The organism is Pseudoalteromonas sp. MBR-15, assembly GCF_053628915.1.
Map to the genome: position 1 here is coordinate 25,158 of NZ_JBRJHH010000001.1, position 22,745 is coordinate 47,902.

Annotated in this window: 15 protein-coding genes; 8 read left to right on the top strand and 7 right to left on the bottom strand. The window is 38.7% G+C overall.

Annotated elements, in window-relative coordinates; translation table 11 throughout:
- The first annotated feature begins 221 nt into the window (after positions 1-221).
- The 3 genes from ACSSVW_RS00110 (at position 222) to ACSSVW_RS00120 (ending at position 3,938) form a co-directional block, all read left to right on the top strand.
- On the top strand, positions 222-908 hold the full coding sequence (locus tag ACSSVW_RS00110) for a heavy metal response regulator transcription factor (RefSeq protein WP_421420059.1): 687 nt from the start codon (positions 222-224) through the stop codon (positions 906-908).
- Complete coding sequence (locus ACSSVW_RS00115) at positions 898-2,298, top strand: heavy metal sensor histidine kinase (RefSeq protein ID WP_454178577.1); 1,401 nt, start codon at positions 898-900, stop codon at positions 2,296-2,298. Before ACSSVW_RS00110 ends, ACSSVW_RS00115 begins: the two co-directional genes overlap by 11 nt.
- A 341-nt stretch (positions 2,299-2,639) precedes the next feature.
- The gene (locus ACSSVW_RS00120; protein ID WP_454178578.1) at positions 2,640-3,938 is read left to right on the top strand and encodes a methyl-accepting chemotaxis protein; all 1,299 of its coding nucleotides are present in this window, start codon (positions 2,640-2,642) and stop codon (positions 3,936-3,938) included.
- 699 nt (positions 3,939-4,637) lie between these two features.
- On the opposite strand, the gene azu is transcribed toward ACSSVW_RS00120, so the two are convergent.
- From azu to ACSSVW_RS00155, 7 genes are all read right to left on the bottom strand, one after another.
- Positions 4,638-5,093 carry an azurin gene (azu, locus tag ACSSVW_RS00125; protein WP_454178579.1) on the bottom strand — a complete coding sequence of 152 codons (456 nt, stop codon included), beginning with the start codon at positions 5,091-5,093 and terminating at the stop codon, positions 4,638-4,640.
- A gap of 327 nt (positions 5,094-5,420) precedes the next feature.
- Positions 5,421-6,227 (bottom strand): glucosamine-6-phosphate deaminase, encoded by an 807-nt coding sequence (nagB, locus tag ACSSVW_RS00130; RefSeq protein ID WP_454178580.1) that lies wholly within the window; start codon positions 6,225-6,227, stop codon positions 5,421-5,423.
- A complete protein-coding gene (locus ACSSVW_RS00135; protein ID WP_454178581.1) occupies positions 6,215-7,099 on the bottom strand; it encodes an ROK family protein in 885 nt (294 codons plus the stop codon). The genes nagB and ACSSVW_RS00135 overlap by 13 nt, the downstream gene beginning before the upstream one ends.
- Before the next feature lie 5 nt (positions 7,100-7,104).
- Positions 7,105-7,806 (bottom strand): N-acetylmannosamine-6-phosphate 2-epimerase, encoded by a 702-nt coding sequence (locus ACSSVW_RS00140; protein WP_055022397.1) that lies wholly within the window; start codon positions 7,804-7,806, stop codon positions 7,105-7,107.
- Between the two features lie 14 nt (positions 7,807-7,820).
- On the bottom strand, positions 7,821-10,166 hold the full coding sequence (locus ACSSVW_RS00145) for a sodium:solute symporter (protein ID WP_454178582.1): 2,346 nt from the start codon (positions 10,164-10,166) through the stop codon (positions 7,821-7,823).
- Between the two features lie 141 nt (positions 10,167-10,307).
- Positions 10,308-11,012, bottom strand: coding sequence for a transcriptional regulator NanR (locus ACSSVW_RS00150; RefSeq protein ID WP_054562596.1), 705 nt, complete (start codon positions 11,010-11,012; stop codon positions 10,308-10,310).
- An 82-nt stretch (positions 11,013-11,094) separates the two neighbouring features.
- The gene (locus ACSSVW_RS00155) at positions 11,095-12,060 is read right to left on the bottom strand and encodes a DUF4862 family protein (protein WP_454178583.1); all 966 of its coding nucleotides are present in this window, start codon (positions 12,058-12,060) and stop codon (positions 11,095-11,097) included.
- A gap of 139 nt (positions 12,061-12,199) precedes the next feature.
- Between ACSSVW_RS00155 and ACSSVW_RS00160 the strand changes: the two genes are divergently transcribed.
- The 5 genes from ACSSVW_RS00160 to ACSSVW_RS00180 all read left to right on the top strand — a co-directional run bounded on the left by ACSSVW_RS00160 (position 12,200) and on the right by ACSSVW_RS00180 (position 22,744).
- Positions 12,200-12,976 carry an alpha/beta hydrolase gene (locus ACSSVW_RS00160; protein WP_454178584.1) on the top strand — a complete coding sequence of 259 codons (777 nt, stop codon included), beginning with the start codon at positions 12,200-12,202 and terminating at the stop codon, positions 12,974-12,976.
- A gap of 165 nt (positions 12,977-13,141) precedes the next feature.
- Positions 13,142-16,048, top strand: a complete 2,907-nt coding sequence (locus ACSSVW_RS00165; RefSeq protein ID WP_454178585.1) for a TonB-dependent receptor domain-containing protein — start codon at positions 13,142-13,144, stop codon at positions 16,046-16,048.
- Positions 16,049-16,171: 123 nt separating this feature from the next.
- Positions 16,172-17,272, top strand: coding sequence for a cyclically-permuted mutarotase family protein (locus ACSSVW_RS00170; protein ID WP_454178586.1), 1,101 nt, complete (start codon positions 16,172-16,174; stop codon positions 17,270-17,272).
- A gap of 182 nt (positions 17,273-17,454) precedes the next feature.
- Positions 17,455-19,707, top strand: a complete 2,253-nt coding sequence (locus ACSSVW_RS00175; RefSeq protein WP_454178587.1) for an exo-alpha-sialidase — start codon at positions 17,455-17,457, stop codon at positions 19,705-19,707.
- Positions 19,708-19,909: 202 nt separating this feature from the next.
- Entirely contained in the window at positions 19,910-22,744 is a 2,835-nt protein-coding gene (locus ACSSVW_RS00180; protein ID WP_055022404.1) for a TonB-dependent receptor domain-containing protein, read from the top strand.
- Position 22,745 lies beyond the last annotated feature (1 nt).

Consider the following 22,745-nt stretch of genomic DNA (forward strand, 5'->3'; position numbering starts at 1 on the left):
CCTTCTTACTTGTTATTAAAAATCAAACAGATTGCAACAAAGTGTGACGTAATAAACGATTACTGACTCTGTTAATAAATAGAAAAACATGCCATAAGTTTAGAAAGTTGACCTGTCTTCAGCATGACGTGAACATGACAAAGTTGTAATCTTGGTGTCATGTTGCTGTTGTGATTAAAACACCATAATAATAACGGCTATGATTTTGATGAAGGATTGAAATGCGCTTACTAATAGTTGAAGACGAATTAAAAACAGGAAATTACCTAAAACAAGGTTTAACTGAAGCCGGTTTTCAAGTGTCACTAGCGCGAAATGGACTCGATGGTCATCATTTAGCCATGACAGAATTATTTGACGTAATAATTCTCGATGTGATGTTACCTGATGTATCTGGGTGGCGAATTTTACAATCACTTCGCGAAGCTAAAAAACAGACCCCTGTTCTTTTTTTATCAGCGCGAGACAGTGTCGATGACAGAGTTAAAGGGCTTGAACTAGGGGCTGATGATTATTTAATTAAACCATTCGCATTTTCTGAAGTGTTAGCAAGAGTGCGCACTTTACTTAGGCGAGGCGGCACACAAAAAGTAGAAGATGTCTTAAAAATAGCCGACCTAGAAATGAATATTCCAAAAAGAAAAGTTCAACGTGCAGGCCAACGCATTACCTTAAGTAATAAAGAGTTTAGTTTACTTGAGCTATTACTGCGCCGTGAAGGGGAGGTGCTGCCTCGTTCATTAATCGCTTCACAAGTGTGGGACATGAATTTTGATAGTGATACCAACGTGATTGATGTTGCAATAAGAAGGCTTCGCAGCAAAGTGGATGATGATTTTACAGTAAAGCTAATACACACCGTTAGAGGGATGGGATACAAGTTAGAGGCAATGTCTAATGCGAGTTAGCACTCGACCCTTGTCATTAACGATGCGAGTTTTGTTATTTGTAGCAATAACAATTATTGGCTGTTTCACCTTTGTGGCCTCACTCATAAATAGCTCAATAGAGCATCATTTTTTGCAACAAGACAGTGGCGAGTTACAGGTTATCACGCAATCAGTTGAGTCTGTATTATCACAGCCTTTTCAATCACAAAAACAGCTTGAAAACGCATTGTCGATTGCTGTTGTTGGGCATCATGGGGTGTACTACCAAGTAAATACGTTAGAGGGAGAGCTTGTATATCAAAGCTCCCATAATGATTTTACTGAATTAGCAATGCGCGCGAAAGCTTCTCAAGGGTTTAAAAAGGAGAACATAATTACATGGGATACAGGCAGTAAGGCGTATCGTGCATTAGTCAGTGAGCTAGAGACATCTAAACAGCATTATAAAATAGCCGTTGCGATTGATATGAGCTTCCATCTGCGCTTTTTAACCCAGTTTAAACAGAGTTTATGGGTCATTATGTTAGGCTCGGCTGTGTTAGTGTTGCTTGTCGCATGGATTGCTATACATCAAGGTCTTAACCCTTTACGTGGGTTAACTCAAAAAATGCTTGATATACAAACCAATAAAATGGATGTCAGGTTAGATCATAATAATGTTCCTGTTGAGCTTGAAAACATGGTGCAGTCTTTTAATGTGATGTTAGATAGGCTGCAAAGTGAGTTTATTCGCTTATCTAACTTTTCCAGCGATATAGCTCATGAGTTAAGAACCCCCTTAACAAATATCATTACCCAAACGCAGGTGGGCTTATCAAAATCAAGAGCGGTTGTTGACTATCAAGAGCTGTTATTCTCAAATCTTGAAGAGTTAGAAAGATTAACAAAAATGGTCAATGATATGCTGTGGCTTGCAAAAACTCAGAACGGTCTAATAAAGCCAAAACAACAAATTTTGCAAAGTCATGACGAGATAGCATCGCTATTTGACTACTTTGATGCGTTGGCGGAAGATGCAGGTATTTGTTTTAAAACAGAGGGTGAAAACCTGCGTTTTTACTGTGATCAGTTACATTTTAGACAGCTGCTATCAAACTTACTCTCTAACGCTATTAGGTATACCCCAAAAGGGGCTTCAATTTCAGTTAAAAGCGAAATAGTAAGCGCAAATACAGTGTGTATTTCGGTTGTGAATCCCGGTGAGGAAATACCCGCTGAACATTTACCGTATTTGTTCGACCGTTTTTATCGGCCGGATAAATCAAGACAAAAACACAGTGATGGTGTGGGTCTCGGTTTAGCCATTGTTAAAGCGCTCGCAGAGGCCAATGATGGCGCGATAAAAGTTTACTCCGACGAGCACGAAACGTGTTTTAGTGTGTATTTAAAGTCAGCTAAATTAACGTGAGCGCATCTATCTGAGGATATTAAAACGCAGCGCTCACTGTTAAAAGGTCATTGTAAAAATAAAAGCAAGAGTAAAATACTGTAATCAGTCGTGATCAAAACACTCCAGTTCTTCGTATAACACTTTTATTAATCGTTAAAGTTAATTAATTTCTCAATGTATGAAACAGCGTTAATCACATGGGGTCGTGTTTTACACGTATAACCTCATTTCACCCGACCTTTTACGTAGTCATGCCTTACCTTTATTAAATACAGTTATTGGCAAAAAACGTAATCTTCCTAGACACTTGATTCTGAGTGCTCTACTTTTAGCGTATGTAACCTAAAGGAAACCAGTTTATGTGGTTCACTAATCGCAAGTTGCTGTCTGAAATTGCTGAATTAAAAAAGCAAACAGTTGAGTTTGAAAATATGAAGCAAGAATTGAAAGAGGAAATGCTGTACTTTTTGCTAAGCAAAGAGGGCCGTATTCTCGAAGTTAATCAATTATTTGCAACCGCGATAGAATACAAAGAAAGTGAGCTTGTTGGTTTAAATTTCAATGACCTGATTGTTAAAAAGTCGCTCAAAAAACCTCACACACAAAGAATGCTTTCAGCCATAAAAAAAGTGAGCCATTGGCATGGCGCTTTGCAGCTCGTAACGCAGTCTGGGCGTGAGTTATGGCTTAGAAGTATTGTACAACCAATTAATAATGAGTTAGCTGTTTACTCAGCGGAGCTTACGCGCACTATTTCTCAATCAAGAGAAAAAGAAGATATGCTTGCGGCTTTGAGTCGTTCATCTGCGGTTATCGAATTCAGCTTAGACGGTATTATTTTAAACGCCAATGATAACTTTCTGACCTCTATGGGTTACTCCAAAAGCCAAATATTGGGTAAACACCACAGTATGTTCTGCGACCCTGAAGAAGCTAAATCGAACGCTTATAAACAGTTTTGGTCTGAATTAAAACACGGACGGTTTATTTCTGATCGTTTTAAAAGATTAGATAGTTACGGTAACGAAGTATGGTTAGAAGCCTCGTATAATCCAATTCATAACGATGATGGAGAACTCTATAAAGTCGTAAAGTTTGCAACAGTAATAACCGACCAGATGCAAAGAGAATTTGCAATATCTGAAACGGCTGGTATTGCTTATGATATTTCTAAACGAACAGATGCCGACGCTGAAATAGGGTTAGGTGTCGTAAAGCAAACAATTGTTACAGTGAATAACTTATCAAAGAAACTCGAAGTAGCCAGCGAAAGTGTTAATAACCTCGACGTACAGTCGTCTAAGATTGCTCAATTAGTCGAAAGTATTAAAGGTATTGCCGATCAAACTAATTTGCTGGCATTAAACGCTGCTATAGAAGCCGCGAGGGCGGGTGACCAAGGACGAGGTTTCTCCGTTGTTGCAGATGAAGTTAGGCAACTGGCATCAAGAACGAGTTTGGCCACAGAGCAAATAATCAACGTCGTGTCTGAGAATAAAGCGCTTACTCAAGATGCTGTAACCGAAATTGAGTCGAGTTTAGCAGAGGCCAAAGATGCCTTGGAGTTATCAAATAAATCAGGCTCTGTTATTAATGATATTCAAAAAGGGGCTAAGGAAGTTGTTGAGGCCGTCGGGCAGTTTAGAACCAGTCTTTAGGCACCAATGTGCCTAAAAACTGTGTAGGTCAGAAAATGATAAATTTTCACTCCTGCTGCTGTAGTAGCTAAGCACTGAATATGCATGAACGAAGCCGTTGTTTAAAAATAGGTAGATTAGCGCTTTAAAGCTATAAATCTAAAGTGGTTTCGTAATGCGAACGTAAAATTAGAATTACATTCTCATCTAGAGCGCTTTGCTGACTTATTCGATACTGATTTAAAGAATGAATTCGAAGACAGCTATGAATAAAAAGAATAAATTGAGCGTGAGTTCGAGCCTGAGCTTGAAAATGAGCACATTCAAAACTCCATAAAAGAGACCATATTGCAAATCAAACAAACGCATTCATAGAATAAATAAAGCTATTTTTGCATTTAAAAATAGCAGCCTAATCATAACTCACTAAATACGCCACGAGACGTTATTTGCCTGCTCACTACTCAATGTTTGGGTAGCCAGAGTTCACTCTGATAATAGGAGTGAGGGAATTGTACGCAAATATACTTTTCCATTGTGGTAATGCAAAGGCGTATTGCCAACGATAATGTAAGGCGAGGCTTAAGGGCAATGAAGGAGTAGCGTGCTACTCCTTTTTTAATTTATTTATTCACTTCATACAGTGATAATTTTAGAGATAGCGGATGCTTTAAATCATTAGATATAAAGGCACTTAAGTGTGGCTTAGTCATAGAATCATTATTGTACTAATTTGAATTTCCCTTGCATTATTGACCAATGACCAGGTGATGCGCAGAAAAAGACATATTCATCTTCTTTATTGAACAAATCGGTTTTAAAAGTCACTGAAGTAGACTCACCTCCACCAATAACCTTCGAAACCACAATTGCTCTCGAGTCATTAGGCTTTACATAATTATTCTTAAAACCAGCTTCAAAGCTATCATTCGTTAACCCTATTAAATCCTCTTTTTTGGAGATAACCAAATTATGTCCCATTAAAGCTGCGGGTAATTTCCCAGTGTTTTTTAAATTAACAGTGATTGTTGAGCATGTTGCAGGTACGGTTATTTCGTCCTTAGAAAATGTCATATTGTTAGTAGCTTCTATATCGACAGTACAATTGTCTTGTGCATGAGCAGCTGAAATGAACCCTGTAAAAAATAGACCAAGTAAAATGTTACGGATAGACATGTGACCTCATTTATAGTTGGAGAAATTAGAATTGAAATTATCAAGTTACGCCTTAACTCTCTAACTAATAAATTAAATCTATTTGATTGATAAAACAGATGCTTTAGAGGTAATAGATAAAGGTTTTTATTTAATAAACGTTGGTTTCATATTTTAAGAATGTAAGGTGAGAGAAGAGTGGGGAAAGCATTCAGACTGAGCTAAAAACTTACTCGATAAAGTAGGGATTAAATACATACTTTCAACGACAGATAAAAATGCTTACTCAAGAAGAGGACAGGATTAACTCATCAAGAGCAAGCATGACAACAAGTATAATTCTGTTTGTTATAAATCCTTAAAGTAACCATGTTTCTTTACGATGGATTCATTTTGATTAGCGACCCATTGAAGATATTCTTTATTATCTAGCTGACTCGCAGCTGCTTCATCTAAAAGAACAATTGTATTTGGGTGCATTTGCAGTGCTGACGCAGGGCAGTTTGCAGATAATGGGCCATTAACCATGTCTGATACGGCTCTTGCTTTTGCTTCGCCCGTGGCTAACAACACGATATACTTTGCATCTAAGATAGTAGCAATTCCCATAGTCATTGCTAACTGTGGTTGGCTTTCACCTTTCTCAAAAAGGCGGCTATTATCTTGAATTGTTTGAGGAGTTAGGGATTTTATTCGAGTACGCGATGCTAAACTTGATGTTGGCTCATTGAATCCAATATGGCCATTAGCGCCAATACCAAGTAGCTGTAAATCAATTCCCCCACACTCTTGGATTAGCGCTTCGTAATGTTTACCTTGCTGGCTAGGGTTTTGATATTGATTACAAGTTGGTAGGTATGTGTTTTTCAAATTTATATCGATTTTTTCAAATAACATGGAGTTCATGAAATAGCGATAACTGTTTCTATTACCTTCATCGATATCATAATATTCATCTAAATTAAAACTGGCAGCTTTGGAAAAACTGATTTCTTGTTTCTCATAAAGTTTAACTAATTCTTTATAAAGTTCAATTGGCGTACTACCTGTTGCTAGTCCTAACGTTGCTGCAGGTTTTAGTTGAAGTAACTCTTTAAAAAGTTGAGCTGCAAAAAATGCAACCTTTTGTTTGTTTTCAAAAATTAAGACTTGCATAGTTCAACTCCTTTCAGCTTTTGCGCGTAATAGTGAACACCTAGCATATCCGCGTTCGCACCTGTAACGGGTTTAATGAGAGTTACTTGATATAAACTTGAAGCTCTTTTGATTCTTTCATTTACCATTTCAAAAAAGAGTTCTGAGTTACCTACACTGCCACCAAGCACCACATGCTGATTACCGAGTGTAGCTTTCATATTGAAGATCAGTTCTGAAATTGCATCAGCTGCTTGATTGATTACTTCATTGACAGCTCTTAGCTGCGAAGAGTAGTCAAATGCAGTTTTACAATCGATAATTTCACCTAATACTGAGGAGGCATGTTTAGCGATGGCTGTTCCTGATGCTATTGCTTCTACACAGTTACTTCGCCCGCAGTGGCATGGATAAACGTTATTATTTTTAACGGGGACTGTAGTATGACCTAGATGAGCACAAAACCCATCTTGGCAAGTTATTAAGTTGCCATTACAGACAATGCCAGCACCTACACCTGTGGACACAGTAATGTATACAAAATCTTGTTTACTTAAGTTCTGGTTTAACTCGTATTCAGCCCAAGCTGCAGCTGCAGCATCATTAATAATAGTGACGGGCAAATTGGTTAACTCTTCTAAACGGGATTTCAGTGGTAACTTTTTGCCAGCAGAGAGAAAACTTACTGAATCTTGACTAACTTGCCCTGTGCAGGCAACGTTCACGCTACTTGATTTTGATAACCAATCTTTAATTAAATCAAATAGATAATTAGGTAGAGATTCAAGGTTTTGATGAATTATCGAATCGACTTTTTTACTCTTTAGAATTTGGTTTTCCTCTATAAGAGCACATGCGATTTTTGTTCCACCAACATCAATTGATATATCCATATTTGCTACGCTCTTGCTTGGCTTTCAATGCTATCAACAAACCAATTGGTTATGTGCTCAATACGTGTAATTGCAGATCCTACAGTGACGCAATGTGCACCCATTTGCATACCAATTGCAGCTCTCTCAGGTGTGTTATATCTACCTTCAGCTATTACAGGCACCCCGACTTCTGCAAGATCACTGACGAGCTTATAGTCCGGCTCGTTAGGCGTATTTGATAAATCTAGGTAGCCAGACATTGTGCTACCTATGAAGGTACACCCTGCATTGAAAAGTAAGCGGCCCATTTTATAATCCGCACAGTCAGCCATTGCTATACACCCCTGTTCATGAATAGTTGCGAGTAGGGTTAAGCAATCAACAGGGCGTGCTCTATCAGTGCCATCAAAAGCGATTATTTTTGCTCCTGCTTTAGCTAGCGCAATGACATCTTCAACATACGGTGTAATGCGTATAGGCGAATCGTTTAAATCACGTTTCACAATACCAACAATTGGAACCTTGGTTATTGAAGCAACCGCTCTTACATTTTCAACACCTTCAATTCTTAGTCCTTTAGCTCCACCTGCAACAGCTGCTAGTGCCATTGCTACAATATGTTCTACCTTATCCATTGGACCATTATCGACTGGTTGGCATGAGGCAATTAAGCTTCCCTTAAGAGAATTTAAGAGTTCGGCCTCGAGTTGTAGGTTCTTTGACATGATTTTCTACCTTGCTATTTGTTCATCGTGAATAGAGTTAAGCCATTTAAATCTTTCTGGTGCTTAGGGCTGATAAGGCTGACTACGTAACCAATAATCAAACAAGTCAAAATACCAATTGTTCCGTATAGGTAACCGTTAGCCCAACCAAATTGCCAAGCCGATATCATGACGAGTACACCACTTGTGAGGCCTACAATTGCACCTAAAGAGTTTGCTCTTTTAGTTAATGCCCCAAGTACAAATATTCCGCCTAATGCCCCCATGAACATACCTATCACTTTGAAGTATGCCTCCATTAATGAACGAATCTCAGGGTCGATGAAGATAAGACCGACGAGTGTTCCAAGTAAGCCAGATAAAAATGTTAATGCTCTAGCTACTTTCATGTATGACTTTTCATTTTTGACTAACTGAAACGGACGTACGAAGTCAGTCACAACAGTTGTTGCAATTGAATTCATACTGGTAGATACAGTTGACTGAGCTGCGGCAAAAATACCTGCGATTATTAAACCTGCTACTCCGATTGGTAGCTCATTTGAAATAAATGCCGGGAAGATTTGGTCGATTTGCAGGCTTGGATCAAGCTTTTCTGGGTGTTGTTGATAGAACACATACAATCCAGTACCAATACAAAAGAAGAGTAGTGCGCCGGGTGCTGCAAGCCATGCATTTGCCCAAATAGATTTAGTAGCTGCATTTGAAGATTCGGTTACCATGTATCGTTGCACTACTGCTTGATCCGCTGTATAGCTAGAAATATTTTGGCCAATGCCGCCGATTACTATGACCCAAATTGATAACGTTGTTATGCTATTAAGGCTAAAATCAACATTTGCAAATGTGAATTTATTATCGGCAATGCCTATTTCGATAAAGTGAGTAAATCCACCATCTAATCCCATTATGATGATTGCAAAGCAAGCAAAAGCACCTATTAGCAATACGATAGTTTGTACTGTATCTGTCCAAATAACGGCTTCAACACCGCCTAAAGTACAATAAAGTAAGCACAAGACTCCCATAATAAGAACACTTTCGGCCGCGCTAAGTGGAGTAACTGCGGATAATGCAAGTGCAGTAAGCGCCATTACAATACCCATCCTTCCAACATGGAATAACGTAAATAATCCGCTCGCAAATAATCTCACGGGTAGGTTGAATCTTTTTGATAAGTATTCATAAGCACTTGTTGCATCTAGTTGTCGGAAAAATGGAATCGCAACGTAAACTGCAATAGGAGCAACAGCAATGATCATCCAAATACCCAGTAATAACACCCAGTCGGAGCGATAAACGACAGCAGGTAATGCAATATAAGTAAGGGAACTTAGCATTGTTGCGTATATTGAACAGGCCGCTGCCCACCAAGGAATAGACTGACCACCTCGGAAGTAGTCATCTGTATTTTTATTTTTGAACATAAAGAACAAACCGACAGCTACAACAGCTAGCAAATAAACGACTAGCACTAACATGTTAACTAAACCAAAGTCTTTATTTGTGTTTTTAAGCTGTAATCTTGCAATTGAATCAGAACCGCTTTCACTATTGTTGAATGAAGCTACTAGTTCTGTGCCAACTAACTTTGCTTGAATAGTTCTAAGGTAAGGGCTTGCTTCATGATATTCACTCCAAGCCTTTGTTACAGTATTAAACCCAATTACCTGTGCTGATTGAGTCATTACTAAGATGTGTGATTGTGCAAAAGCAGAGCTAAATGAAATTGGGTCTAATACAGCTATTTGATTAGCTGGTGCTATAGATTTCCATCCACTTTCTTTTGATAAAAATTGGCTAACTTTTATTTTTTCCGTCGGCGAGCTTAGCTGGCTAATGCTATAAATCGCTATTTTTTCACCGTCACTTTGAGCTGCTAAATAAACGTTTTTTACAGCACTATTTGGTGACACAGGTGTCGGCAACGATTGCCATTGGGCTTGCTCTTCTTGTAAATCTAAAGAATAAAAGAGCCATTTTTTTCGGTAGCCAACAAGATATAGCTTATTCTCTAAGATAGTAGCTTGGAACTTATCAAAGTGATTAGGAAGAACAGAAAGCTTTTCAATTTCTTGCTGTGATGAATTTTGATTAAAAGATACCTTCTTGGTGACTAAATTATCAGCTTTGTTACTACTAATAACTATGTAACTATCACCGTAAAGTAAAATTAGAGATGAGGGGTCAACATCGAGTTCTGGCTGCTTTTCATTATTAAATATCTGAAAAGCTAATGGGTTGCTAATAATATCTGGCTCCACAGCTTGTGCGTCTTGTTGCCAAGTTGATTGTGTATTAGCTGATGTTGATGATACATACATGAATAATACGATGATAAATATAATTATTTTTTTCATAACAGCTTCTGTTTGTTATCCTGTATACCTGTTATACCAGTGGTGAGTCTAAAAATCCATCATTAATTTAAATTTCAGGCACAAAAAAAGGCTAATTTATAGCCTTTTAGGATGTTGCTTGTTCAACTTTATGGAGAGTTATTACCCGTAGTACTTATCGAAAACGTAATCTATATGGGCCATAAGCTGTGCATCAGCTCCTTCAACATCGCCATTCTTTATACATTCAAAAATAGCAACATGGTCATCGTAGCTGCGTTTATTCAATTCAGCAGTATTAACCCTGTCTGGGCGTGCATCGATCAACCAATCAACTAAAGCCTGATGCACCGCAAGAAAAATCGGATTGCCAGGTATAGAAGCGATAACTCTGTGGAAATAAATATCAGTTTTTCTAAATTGGCTGTCGTTTTCAATTGCTTTGCCATTTAATTCTAGTGCATCCTCTAGTTCTTTTATTTGACTTGGAGTCGCATAGGCTGCTGCATGCCTGACTAAGCTTGATTCAAAGAAACGGCGAAGCTGGTCAAAATACTTTAAACCATTTGGCTGTGCTAAAAAGTCTTTAGACATGCCTGAAAGCTCTGAGATGATAGTATCAGCAGAAGGGCGAGTTACTCTGGTTCTTTCACCACTGCTGATCTTAACTAAGCCTTTTCTCGCTAATGCAGAGAGTGCATCTCGAATTGATGGTCTGCCGACACCGAAAGCCGCCATCAAATCTCGTTCAGATGGAAGAGCTTCACCTTCAGCTATCTCACCCTGGCGGATCATGAGTTCTAATTCTTCTTCAACAGTCTCTGAAAGTTTCTTACGTTCTACAGGGCGTGTTACTTTTAACGACATGTCTTTAACCTATCCTCTATCAAGCTATCATCCTATCATACCGAAGGGTCTTAGATTAGCAAATTAACCAAAACAATTATTTTTAAATTCTATTTTCTAATACATTTTTTATCACAGCTACAGTGTCATGTATGCACTTTATTTTTTCTTCCGTAGCTCTAGATGTAGGTAACAAGGAAATTTTACAGCCAATGAAGTCAAGCGAGCTTGAGTTTAATTCGTTAATAGAATCTTTTATTGCTTGAGTATCTAATTCCGAGTCTTCTAATGTAGGGTCTTCCAAGGACTCCAAAGAGGGTGGCATATGGCTATCACGCCATTTTCCATATATGCCAGAACTTGCACTTGCTCCTGAAAAGATAAACCCATTGAGTAATTGTTTCGCATTACAGGCCTTTATATGCTCTATTGCTCCGAACTTACTTTGAAACTCGATCGCTGATCGACCCCAGTTTAAAGAAAAAGCTATCCCACATTTAGACTCTTGATTAACTTTACCTACAATTGCTAGTTCAGACTCTAAATCCATAAAGCCTTTCTCAAAAGGATTTTCTGGCTGCCATGCATCACAATGTTCGATTAGTAACTTGGCACCATGCCAATCATATGCACACAACTCTAATAAGGATTTTTCAAGTGCTTTATCACATCTATATAGTGGATTAGATGGAGCAGTATGAATTAATACATGAGTTACAGCCTGTTTCTTTAATTGCTTATTAATAGTGGCAATTGCTTCAGCCGCGCCTTTGTAAAATTGCATCGCCTTTTCTCGTCCAGCAGCTTGATTTGAAGCTAGGCCAAAAGACGCATCCTGATTGAGAGCCATCATTGTTCCAGGAATACAAGTCAGAACATATGTCCATCTTGCACTGAGCATGCTCAAATACCACTGCTCATCGAAGGAATGCAGTTTAGAAGTGAATGGTATTTCCAGCCCATCGATTGCATCGTTGCTTTTTAAAGCATCGTAATAGTTTGATTCTTCTTCTTTGTTCCATGTGTTGTTAGAAGGTGCAGATGCATAAGCGCCAACAATCAGTTTCATGTAAATCCCTCAGAATGAGTACTTTTAATGAAAACTCAAAAGTACATTTTTAAATTTTATTAATATTTAAATTATTATGTTGGTATAGCTGTTATACCAGTGGTATGGTTTTTACACAAGTTTAATTAGAGAAACAATCATGAAAATCTTCAAATACGGTGAAGACTCACAGCAATATTGCCAATTATATCGTCCTGATAATACACAAATGGTGCCAGTTCTTATCGTCATTCACGGTGGATACTGGAAAGATAACCATAGTTTAGATAGTTATGCGACTAAACGAATCGTTGAGTATTTTGCTGATAAAAATATAGCTGTCTGGAATATTGAGTATCGCAGAATGAATGCTTTTGGTGATAATCACAGTGCGCCTTGGCCAACTTCATTGCTGGATGTTGCAATGGCCGTTGATTATTTAAAAACGATCGAAAGAAGTGAGTATTTGGATCTTGAGAATATAACTATTGTTGGTCACTCAGCAGGGGGACATTTGGCTACTTGGTGTGCTTCACGAAAGAATATTAACAAAGAAAGTCCTTTATATCACAGTGAACCATTAAAAATAAAACATGTGATTTCTATATCAGGAGTGGTGGACTTGAGACGCTCTGAAGACTTAGGGCAACCTGAGCAAGTTACAAAGTTATTGTCAGGTAATAACTTTCAAATTGCATCAAGGCTAAGGGATAGCAATCCAGTAGAGCTGCTAGATTCTAAAGTAAACTACCATTTCCTCCATGGCACCGAAGATGAAGAAGTGAGTATTAATCAGTTATCAAGTATTGAGCAAAATTCAAATATCTTAATCGATAGATTGAAGGGTAAAGACCACTTTAACTTTTTTCCTGGTTTCACATCAGATTTACGTTGTTGGAACAAAATAACTGATTTAATTCAGTCAACTCTAACTTAGCTTCTTGTTAATATTCAATAATTTAGATATTTCCGAATAAGTTTATATCATTTTGTTATTACTTTTTTGTGAACAAAAATATTGCTGAAGGTATACTGGTATGATAGGTTGACTGGGTGATATTTGAGCTGTTGTCACTTTTTTACGATCACATAGAGGGAAACCATGAATAACAATAAAAGTATTTTTCACATGTCAGCGCTTGCGACATGTATTGCTGCGGCGATGAGTCAACAGGTTGTTGCAGAGGAAGCTAAAGCTGAAAAAGGTATTGAGCGTATAAATGTTACAGGCTCAAATATTTTCAAAGGTAGCGTAAATTTTACATCTTCATCTCCAGTAGTTGAGGTAGGTAAAGAAACAATTGAAGGGATCGGTGCAATTTCTATTTCAAATACGCTAAGCCGATTACCTTCTGTCACTGCAGGCACAAATGATGCGTCGAATAATCATGATGGTGGCGGTAGCTCAGGTATTAGTACTACTTCGTTACGTAATTTAGGTACGGCACGTACTCTTGTATTGGTTAATGGCCGTCGTTATGTATCAGGTACCTCTGCTGGTGATGGGTATGGTGTTGATTTAAACTCTATCCCTACATCTATCATCGAACGTGTTGATGTTCTAACTGGTGGGCAATCTGCAATTTATGGTTCAGATGCAATTGCTGGTGTGGTGAATATCATTACTAAGAAAAACTTTGATGGCGTAGAGATTAATGCTTTCGGAGCAGATTCAGATGCAGGTGGTGCTGCTCGTCAAAATATTGATTTTACATATGGTAAGAATTTTGATGGAGGCAATGCTTGGGTTTCTTTGGGACTTGCGAATCAAGATAACTTAAATGCTCGAGACCGTGACTTCTCACGAAATAGTATCAATGTACTAGATGATGATGGCGATGGTTTAAGAGAAACATTGCATGTTCGTAATGGGCCAATGCATGTTGATGAAGGTGCTTTTAAGTTTGGTGATTTAAGTATATTCGGTAACGGTGATCCATTTAGCCAAAATGCACCCACAATTACTTCAGATGGTCAGCTTAACGGTGAAAGTGATTTCTATAACCAGACTTATTATCGTAAAGCAATTGCTCCATATACACGCCAGTTTGCTGCTGCAGGTATGACTTTTGATATCTCTGATAAGTTATTTGCAGATCTTGAAATAAACTACTCAGAAGTTAACTCATCAACAAATATTGAGACAGCACCTTTAAGCGTCGTAAACGACGTTTTTGTCGTTAACCGTGGCGGTACGACAGGCATCGATGTTGCGAATAGCCCTTTCTTTAATGGCAGTAGTGCGCAGAGTCAGTTGCTTCCTTATCTATTAAATAGTGGTGATGGCAGTACTTCTTTAGATCGAGTAGAAACATTTCGACGTCTTGCTGAGTTTGACAATCTTGGTGTCGAAAATAGAAGAACAACTTTCCGTATCGCCGGTAGCTTAGATTATGAGCTAGACAGTGGTCTTCTGTGGAGTACATCTGCAGTTTACGGTACGACTACACAAGTTCAAAAAAATACTGGCGATGTAAATTTAGTTGCTCTTCGTTCTGCACTAAATATTGAAGAAGATGGAAATGGTGGCTATCAATGCGCTGATGTAACAGACAGATGGCAAGGTTGTGTGCCAGTTAACCCATTTGGTACTGTTGATAGTGAGCTAGGCCAAGCAGGAATCGTTGGTTTTTCTGATGAAGCAGTTGATTACATCTCTGTAGATACCGGTCAAAATGGCGTAATCAAGCAGTATGTTGTTAATAGTGCATTATCGGGTGAATTACCATTTACTTTAAATGATGAAAATCTAAGTTTTGCAGCAGGTATTGAATATCGCCGAGAAGAAGGTGCTGAAACTCCAGACGCTTTTAGACAAGCAGGTATTACCAGACGCCTACAGGTATTCCCTACAAAGGGTAGTTTTTATTCGTACGAAGCATTTGGAGAGCTTTTTGTCCCAGTTGCTGATTGGTTAAGCGTGAGTTTAGCATTGCGTGCAGGGGACTACTCTTCAATTGGCAGCACTTCCACTTATCGACTTGGTTTAGATGCCCCGGTTAATGATTACGTTCGTTTTAGAGCGAGTGTATCTAGTGCGGTTAGAGCACCAAACGTGAATGATCTATATTCATCAGGCTCTGCCAGTGCAACAGGTGGGCATGATGTGTGTGATGGCGTTGATGCAAGCACCACTGGAAATATTGCTGAAAACTGTCGCAGCATTGCTGCAATTTCAAACCGCATTGATTCTACCGGAGCATTTACATTGGTTGGCTCAGAAAGCCAGAATGAGCGCTTTTTACAAACAGGGTCAACGGACCTTAAAGAAGAAACCGCTGATACCTATACATTAGGTGCCATCTTTACGCCAGTAGAAGCATTCTCGTTATCTGTTGATTATTATTCGATTGAAATTGAGGATGCGATTTTAAATGTTGGTGCTGGTGAGATAATCAGTCGATGCTATGACGTTGACCCTAGTGAATTTGATCCAACCTGTGGTGGTAATGTTGTACGCGCAGTAAATGGCCCAATTCTTAATATTACCTCTCAAGCTATTAATGAAAGTGAAGTAAGAACTAGTGGTGTCGATATTGAAGCATATTATACATATGAAGGGTTCGACTTAAGCTTATCAGCTTCATACCTTGACGAGTATGTAACGACTAGTGCCGCAGGTGTAGAGCGAGATTATAAAGGTGAAGTTCTATACCCTGAATTCCGTTACACCTTACAAAGTACTTATAGTCTTACTGATGATATTAGCCTTTTTGCTCAACTCACTTATCGTGATGAAACGCAAAATGACGTTAATAATGATGTGAACCAAACATTATCAGACGATATTAATACCCTCGACTCAGTTTATTACTTAGATGTTAGAGCATCATACAATGTAACCGATTCATTGAATGTGTATGTTGGTACTAACAACCTATTTGATGAGCAGCCAGATATTATCCCACGCTTGACTGTGACCGGATCTGCGGCGGGTACCAATACAGAGCCGAGAGCTTATGACATTATTGGCAGACAATTTTTTGCTGGTATGAAGCTCAAATTCTAATTGATTCTTCCTGTGTTAGAACCAAAACCTAATCTTTAAGATTAGGTTTTTATATTTTAAAAAGGGTTAAAAGTGTTACGAATTATAATCTTAGGCTTTGCTTTGCTGATATCAAAGAATCTAATGGCAAAGGATTTATATAAGCAAACATTCGATTTACAGTGGCAGAAAGTAGCGGAGTTAGAAAGTAAAGATAGCCAAGGTAAGCCTATTGGATTATCCGCTATGTTTACAGGAATAATAGATCATTACTTAGTCATTGCAGGTGGAGCAAACTTTCCGAATGGACATCCTGTTTTTGATAAGGCAAACAAAGTCTTTCATAGCAACGTGTATGTGTATGATATTCAAAATGGAGCTTTTGACCTAGTTGCACAAGGCCAATTACCAGTTCCTCAGGCATATGGAGCGACGATCAAAACAGAGAATGGCTTATGGCTAGTTGGTGGTAAGAATGAAAATGGAGATATGAATGTCGTACTTGAGCTAACGCTTGATCGTCAGCTTCAAGTACATACTCGTCAAATTACTACTTTGCCGTTTACATGGTCAAATGGTGCGGCTGATATTTTCAATAATGAGTTATATTTGTTTGCTGGCAGTTGGGATGGAAAAGCCCAAGCACAAATGTGTCGTTATTCCTTCTCTAAAAGTGCTTGCGAAGTTACTTCTATTCCAGGCTTACCCCGAGTGCAATTTGCAAGCACAAGAATTGCTAACAAGTTTTATATTTTTTCTGGTATTGCCCAAACACCAAATGGTACTTCTCATGTACTAACAGATAGTTACAGTTTTGACTTCGAGCAACTCAATTGGCAAGCGTTATCTGAAATAACCTTTAGTGGAAAACCTTTCTCTGTGGCAGGGGGAAGCGCATTAGCTTTGGATGACCAGCATGTTTTGATCTTGGGTGGGGTGAATAAAAATGTATTTGATGATGCCTTAAAACAACTCACTACGTTGGAAGGTGAAGAGTTAATTAATTTTAAGAAAAAATATTTTGCAATGTCACCTGAGGAATTTAACTTCAGCCGCCAGCAATTTATTTTCAATATTCCAAATAATGAATGGCTTACTTTGAATAAACGTGTGCCATTTTATGGTGGCGCAGGGCCATTACAGACGGTTTTAGATCAGAAGTTTGTATATTGGTTATCTGGAGAGATTAAAGCTGTAGAGAGAACGCCGGCCATATATCGAGCATTAATAATTAACAAAAAATAAACATTAAGAGTTTTTTCGTATTCTAAAGGTGTAACTATTGACCTATCATACCAGTGTCTCATATAAAGGTTCACGCTTTTGCTGTTGTGATGACAACCACTTTGCGTAACTAATTTTGTTGTTTAGTCACGTAATAAAGTTACCCCTTCATTGTAAGGGCTTTATTAGAATGTGAGGAAAACATGAGAAATACGATCGGAGCTAGCTTTTTAACGACTAGCTTCTTACTCCTAAATAGCTCATTAGCTTATGCTGAACTTGTTAAGCAATGGGACACATCAACAACTAGTTTTAATGGATCTTCTACGTATGTATCACTTGATTCTGATTTAGATCTAGTTAACTCCTTAACTAAAGGCAGTATCTATTCAGCTTTTAAAGCAACAGGCACAACTGGAACATTATTCAGCGTATCCAATGCGAACGAGGCATCAAGCGAATATGCATTAGTAATCGACGGAGATGGTACATTACGCATCCATGCCAGAGAAAACGGCGCCTTCATAAATAACTTGAAAACAACAAAGGCGTTTAATGATAACCGTGAACATAAAACGGTGGTTTTAACTGATGAAAATGGTACTAGCATTCTCGTAGATGGTGAATTGCTAGCTCAAAACTCATCGACTTCATTTTTAAATAGTGTCGACAGCCTAAGTTCTATGAACATAGGTCGAAACGAAGATAATGGTGGCGGTCAATGGTATTTCTCTGGAGAAATATCAAGTACTGAAATCTATTCTTCTATATTAAGTAAAGCTGAAGCAGCCTTAAAAACTCGCCCAAATAATGTTGTTGCTCTATTTAATAGTAACTTAGATGCTTCGCCTGATTTGTTAGGTTGGACAAATGACTCCACCCTTCAAGGGCAAGGTAGTTTGCTAGATGATAATGGTGATACTGTATGGCAAGCCGATGGTAGTGCTGGTAAAGCCGAGTGGGAAGTTATTCCTGACTCACAAACAAACTTAGACGCGACAAATTATGGCTGGTCTATGTATAGTACAGTTAAAGTCCTGTCTGGTTCCTACATTACAAATTACTATGCAAATGGTAATAAACGTTACTTAGTTAATTTGAAAATTGATTCAAGTGGTGCACTCGTTGCTGATGTTGAGGGTGATGCACAATACACACTAGTTTCGCAGCAAGGCTCAGATCAATATCATGACTATGAAGTAAAATATGATGCAAGTTCTCAACAAGCCACTTTTTGGTTTGATGGTGAAAAAGTAACTAGTTGGTCAGGCTCAGCATCAAATCAAAATGTCATCGTCTTTGGCAATGGTTCATCAGGCACAAGTGGTGTTGCAAATTACAAAAATGTTCGCTTTGAAGTAACTGATAGCACTCAGCCGATAGCACTTAGCAGTGTATTCGTAGGTGGCGCTGAAGGTATAAATGGTATGTCTAACTACCGTATACCATCTATTGTTCAGTCTCAAGATAATACGCTTTTGGCTTTTAGTGAGGGGCGTCCTAATGGAGCTGATCCTGGTGCAAGTGGTTTAATAAATATCTCACTCAAGCGCTCTTTAGACTTAGGGAAAACTTGGCAACCGGTGCAAATTATCGAAGAAAGTTCACAATACGATTTTTCTGACCCTAGACCTTTAGTTGATGAGTCAACTAACACTATATTTGTTTTTTACACTCAGTGGCTCGATTTGTGCGCACAAAATGGCAACTGTACTGGTCCAGATGATCCTAACTACCTACTTTTTAAATCAAGCACTGACAACGGACAAACGTGGTCAAATACCGTTAACGTTAGTGATGAAGTTAAAGACCCTACTTGGCGTTCAATTAATGCCGGCCCAGGTCATGGTATACAACTAAAATGGCAGTCTTCAGCGCAAGGAAGTCATAATGGTCGGCTTATTTTCCCTGCTATTGTGCGTGCCTCTGATAGTTTATTTTATGTTGTGAGTGTGTTCAGTGATGATAATGGAGCAAGTTGGGATAAAGGAAACTTAACCCCAATTTCAGGGCCTACAGAAGCAGACTTTGTTGAGCTAAATGACGGTCGAATTTTGATGACAGCAAGAAATGATGGCTCTGCAGCCGGTACACGTTATCACTTTTTGAGTAATGATGGCGGAATTACTTGGCAGCAAACAACTCATGATCTTGTTGTGTCTAAAGTCGATATTGGTATTACGCGCTTTAGTTCGACTATTCAGGGAGATGCAGAGAATAAGATTTTAGTGTCGGCACCAATTGGTAACCCTGCAGGCGCTAATCGATATGATTTAGGTATCTGGGTGAGCGAAGACGAAGGAGTGAGCTTTAATTCTCCTACTCAAATCGTTTATGGCTTCAGTGCATACTCTGACATCATAACTCTAAGTGATGGAACAATAGCTGTTTTATATGAGGCTACAGGCAGCACTCATATTAAATTTATCAATTTAAATATCAACGCAGTTAATTAATCTTCCCCTTCCAGTAGGCTATCAATGGATTTCCTCCATGATAGCCTGCTTTTAAATTTCATATTTATCAATACATTACAAAAATATTGTATTTTTTCTGTTAGATCCTTTTGACAAAAACTGAACAGTTGGTATGCTGGTATAACAGGTTAACAACAATACAGCTTAAAGCTGATCATAATCTATCAACGGGGTACATCACATGAGTAATAAACTGACCACGCTATTTTCAAAATCGCTCCTCAGCATTTGTGTTGGAGCTGCAGCAAGTAACTTTGCATTTGCAGAGGAGCAACCTGAAGCAACAGCAGAGGTTGAAAAAATTCTAGTAACAGGTTCACACATTAGAAAAGGTGATTTCGAATCTCCATCACCTATCAAAGTTGTAGATTCTGATGATATCGAGGGGGTAGGTGCCGTTAACGTTGGTGACTTACTCGGTAAAATTCCATCAATTGTTGGTGATACAACATCTTCAAGTTCAAACTCAAGTGAGCAGGATGGTGGCCTGAATACTATAGCGTTAAGAAATTTAGGCTCTTCAAGAACGCTAGTTTTAGTTGACGGTAAACGTTATGTGTCAGGGATGTCTGTTGGTTCAGGGTATGGTGTAGATCTAAATACTATTCCTACAACAATGATTCAACGTGTTGAAGTATTAACCGGTGGTCAATCTGCAGCTTATGGCTCAGATGCAATCGCAGGTGTTGTGAATATTATTCTGAAAAAGAACTTTGATGGCGTAGCGGTTAAATTACAAAAGGGTGAAACAGAAGCCGGTGCCGCAGGTACTACAGATTTAGAGTTTACAGTGGGCCATAACTTCGATAGCGGAAACGCTTGGTTCTCACTAGGTTATTCTGATGATGAAGGTCTAAAAGCAACAGACCGCGATTATTCAAGTGTTCATTTAGACTCTGTTGACACCGATGGTGATGGTCTGGCTGATACGCCGCAGTTTGTTGGTTCATCACATATCCCTGAAGGCCGAATTGGTGGTTATAAAGGTGATGGCACTCCATTTGTACGAACTGGTGATGTTGAAACATCAGATGCATTCAATTTCCATGAATACCGCTCAATGATCACCCCATTGAATAGAACATTTGCGGCAACGGGGTTATCACTTGATTTGGATGATAAATCACGTCTTAACTTTACGGCAAATTACTCGCGAGTTGAGTCACGCACTCGCATGGAACCTATTCCTCTTGATACACGTAACGATATCTTCAAGTTATCACGTGGTGGCACTACAGGGATAGATATTGCGACGCACCCTTGGTTTGCAGGTACTGATTTAGGTAATGCCTTATTGCAAGATGGTATAACTAATCTAGACGATGTGAGCTTAACCTTCCGTCGCCTATATGAATTCGGTGATCGTGGTGCTGAAAATGTGCGTTCGACATTCCGCGTTGCAGGTGATTACGAATATGACCTTACAGATAGTATTTATCTTAATGTTAGCGCCACCTATGGTGTTACAGACCAAAACCAAAAAAATCATGGTGATATCAATCTTGAACGTGCTCGTTATGCTTTGGATATTGAAAGTGACGGAGCCGGCGGATATCAATGTGCCGATGATATTGCTCGCATTAGTGGCTGTGTCCCATTTAATCCATTTGCATATGATGGTATCTCGCAAGAGGCCGTAAATTATCTTGCAGCAGATACAGGGTTAAACGGTTCAATCGAACAATATGTTGTGACATCAGTCATTGCTGGCGATATTGATTTTGCTTTCAGTGATGATGTAAACAACCTAGGTTTTGCTGCTGGTGTTGAGTACCGTAAAGAAAAAGGTCAAGAGACTCCAGATCCATTAAGACAAGCAGGAATAGTGCGTGGCAGTCGAATTGCAAAAACAAAAGGGGAATTTGATGTTGTTGACGTTTTTGCTGAACTGCACGTTCCAATTTTAGAGCAACTTAATCTTGATTTTGCTGTACGCGTAGGTGATTACTCATCTGTTGGAACCACGACTAACTGGACTATTGGTATCGATGCTCCAATTTCAGATTCAATTAAATTGCGTGGTGCTTTAGCAACAGCAGTGAGAGCACCTAATGTGAGTGACCTTTTCGCAGGTGGTACCGCAACAGCAGCATTTGTTGTAGACCCATGTAATGGTATTAGCAATGCAGATACTGGCAACATTGCTGATAACTGTCGTTCTATAAGTGCAATCCAAAACCGTATTGATAGCGATGGAGCATTTGTTCTTACACAAGTTGAAAGCCAGAATACTTCAGGTCTATTAAGTGGTTCTGAAAACGTAAAAGAAGAGAAAGCTGACACGCTAACGTTAGGTATCGTATTAACACCTGAGTGGTTAGACGACTTACAGATGTCGATTGATTATTACGATATAGAAATTGATGACGCAATTGCTAAAACAGACCGTACAGTTATTTTAAATCGTTGTTACAGTGTTGACCCTAGTGAATTTGATGCAAATTGTGGAGGGTTAGTTCGTCGTGATGGCCGTTCAGGTGCCGCACTAGATGTTAACTCAGCTTCAGGTAATGAAAACATTATCAAAACCAGTGGTATTGATTTAGATGTTTCGTATCAAACAAACTTAGATGTCGGTGATTTATATCTTGGGTTAGCTGCCAACTACATCGATGAATACAGCATTACGGGTATAGAATCTGGCGATACACAGCATCTTGAAGGTGAAGTGTTATTTCCAAAACTACGCTTTAATATCAACGCTTCATATAGTATCGAAAACTTTAATCTTTATTGGCAATTACGTTATTGGGACAGCACTAAAGACCGTAACGACAACACCTTGATGACAGATGAGTTAAATGAGATTGAATCTCGTACATATCATGATGCGCGCATCAGCTATAGCTTCTCTGACTCAATTAACGCCTATTTTGGCATTAAAAATGTTTTTGATAAACAGCCTCCACAGCTTACGCAAACCCATAAGTATTATCAGGTTGGTACGCTAACTAACGGTACCGCTTATGACTTATATGGTCGTTCATTTTATGCGGGCTTAAAGCTTAACTTCTAAC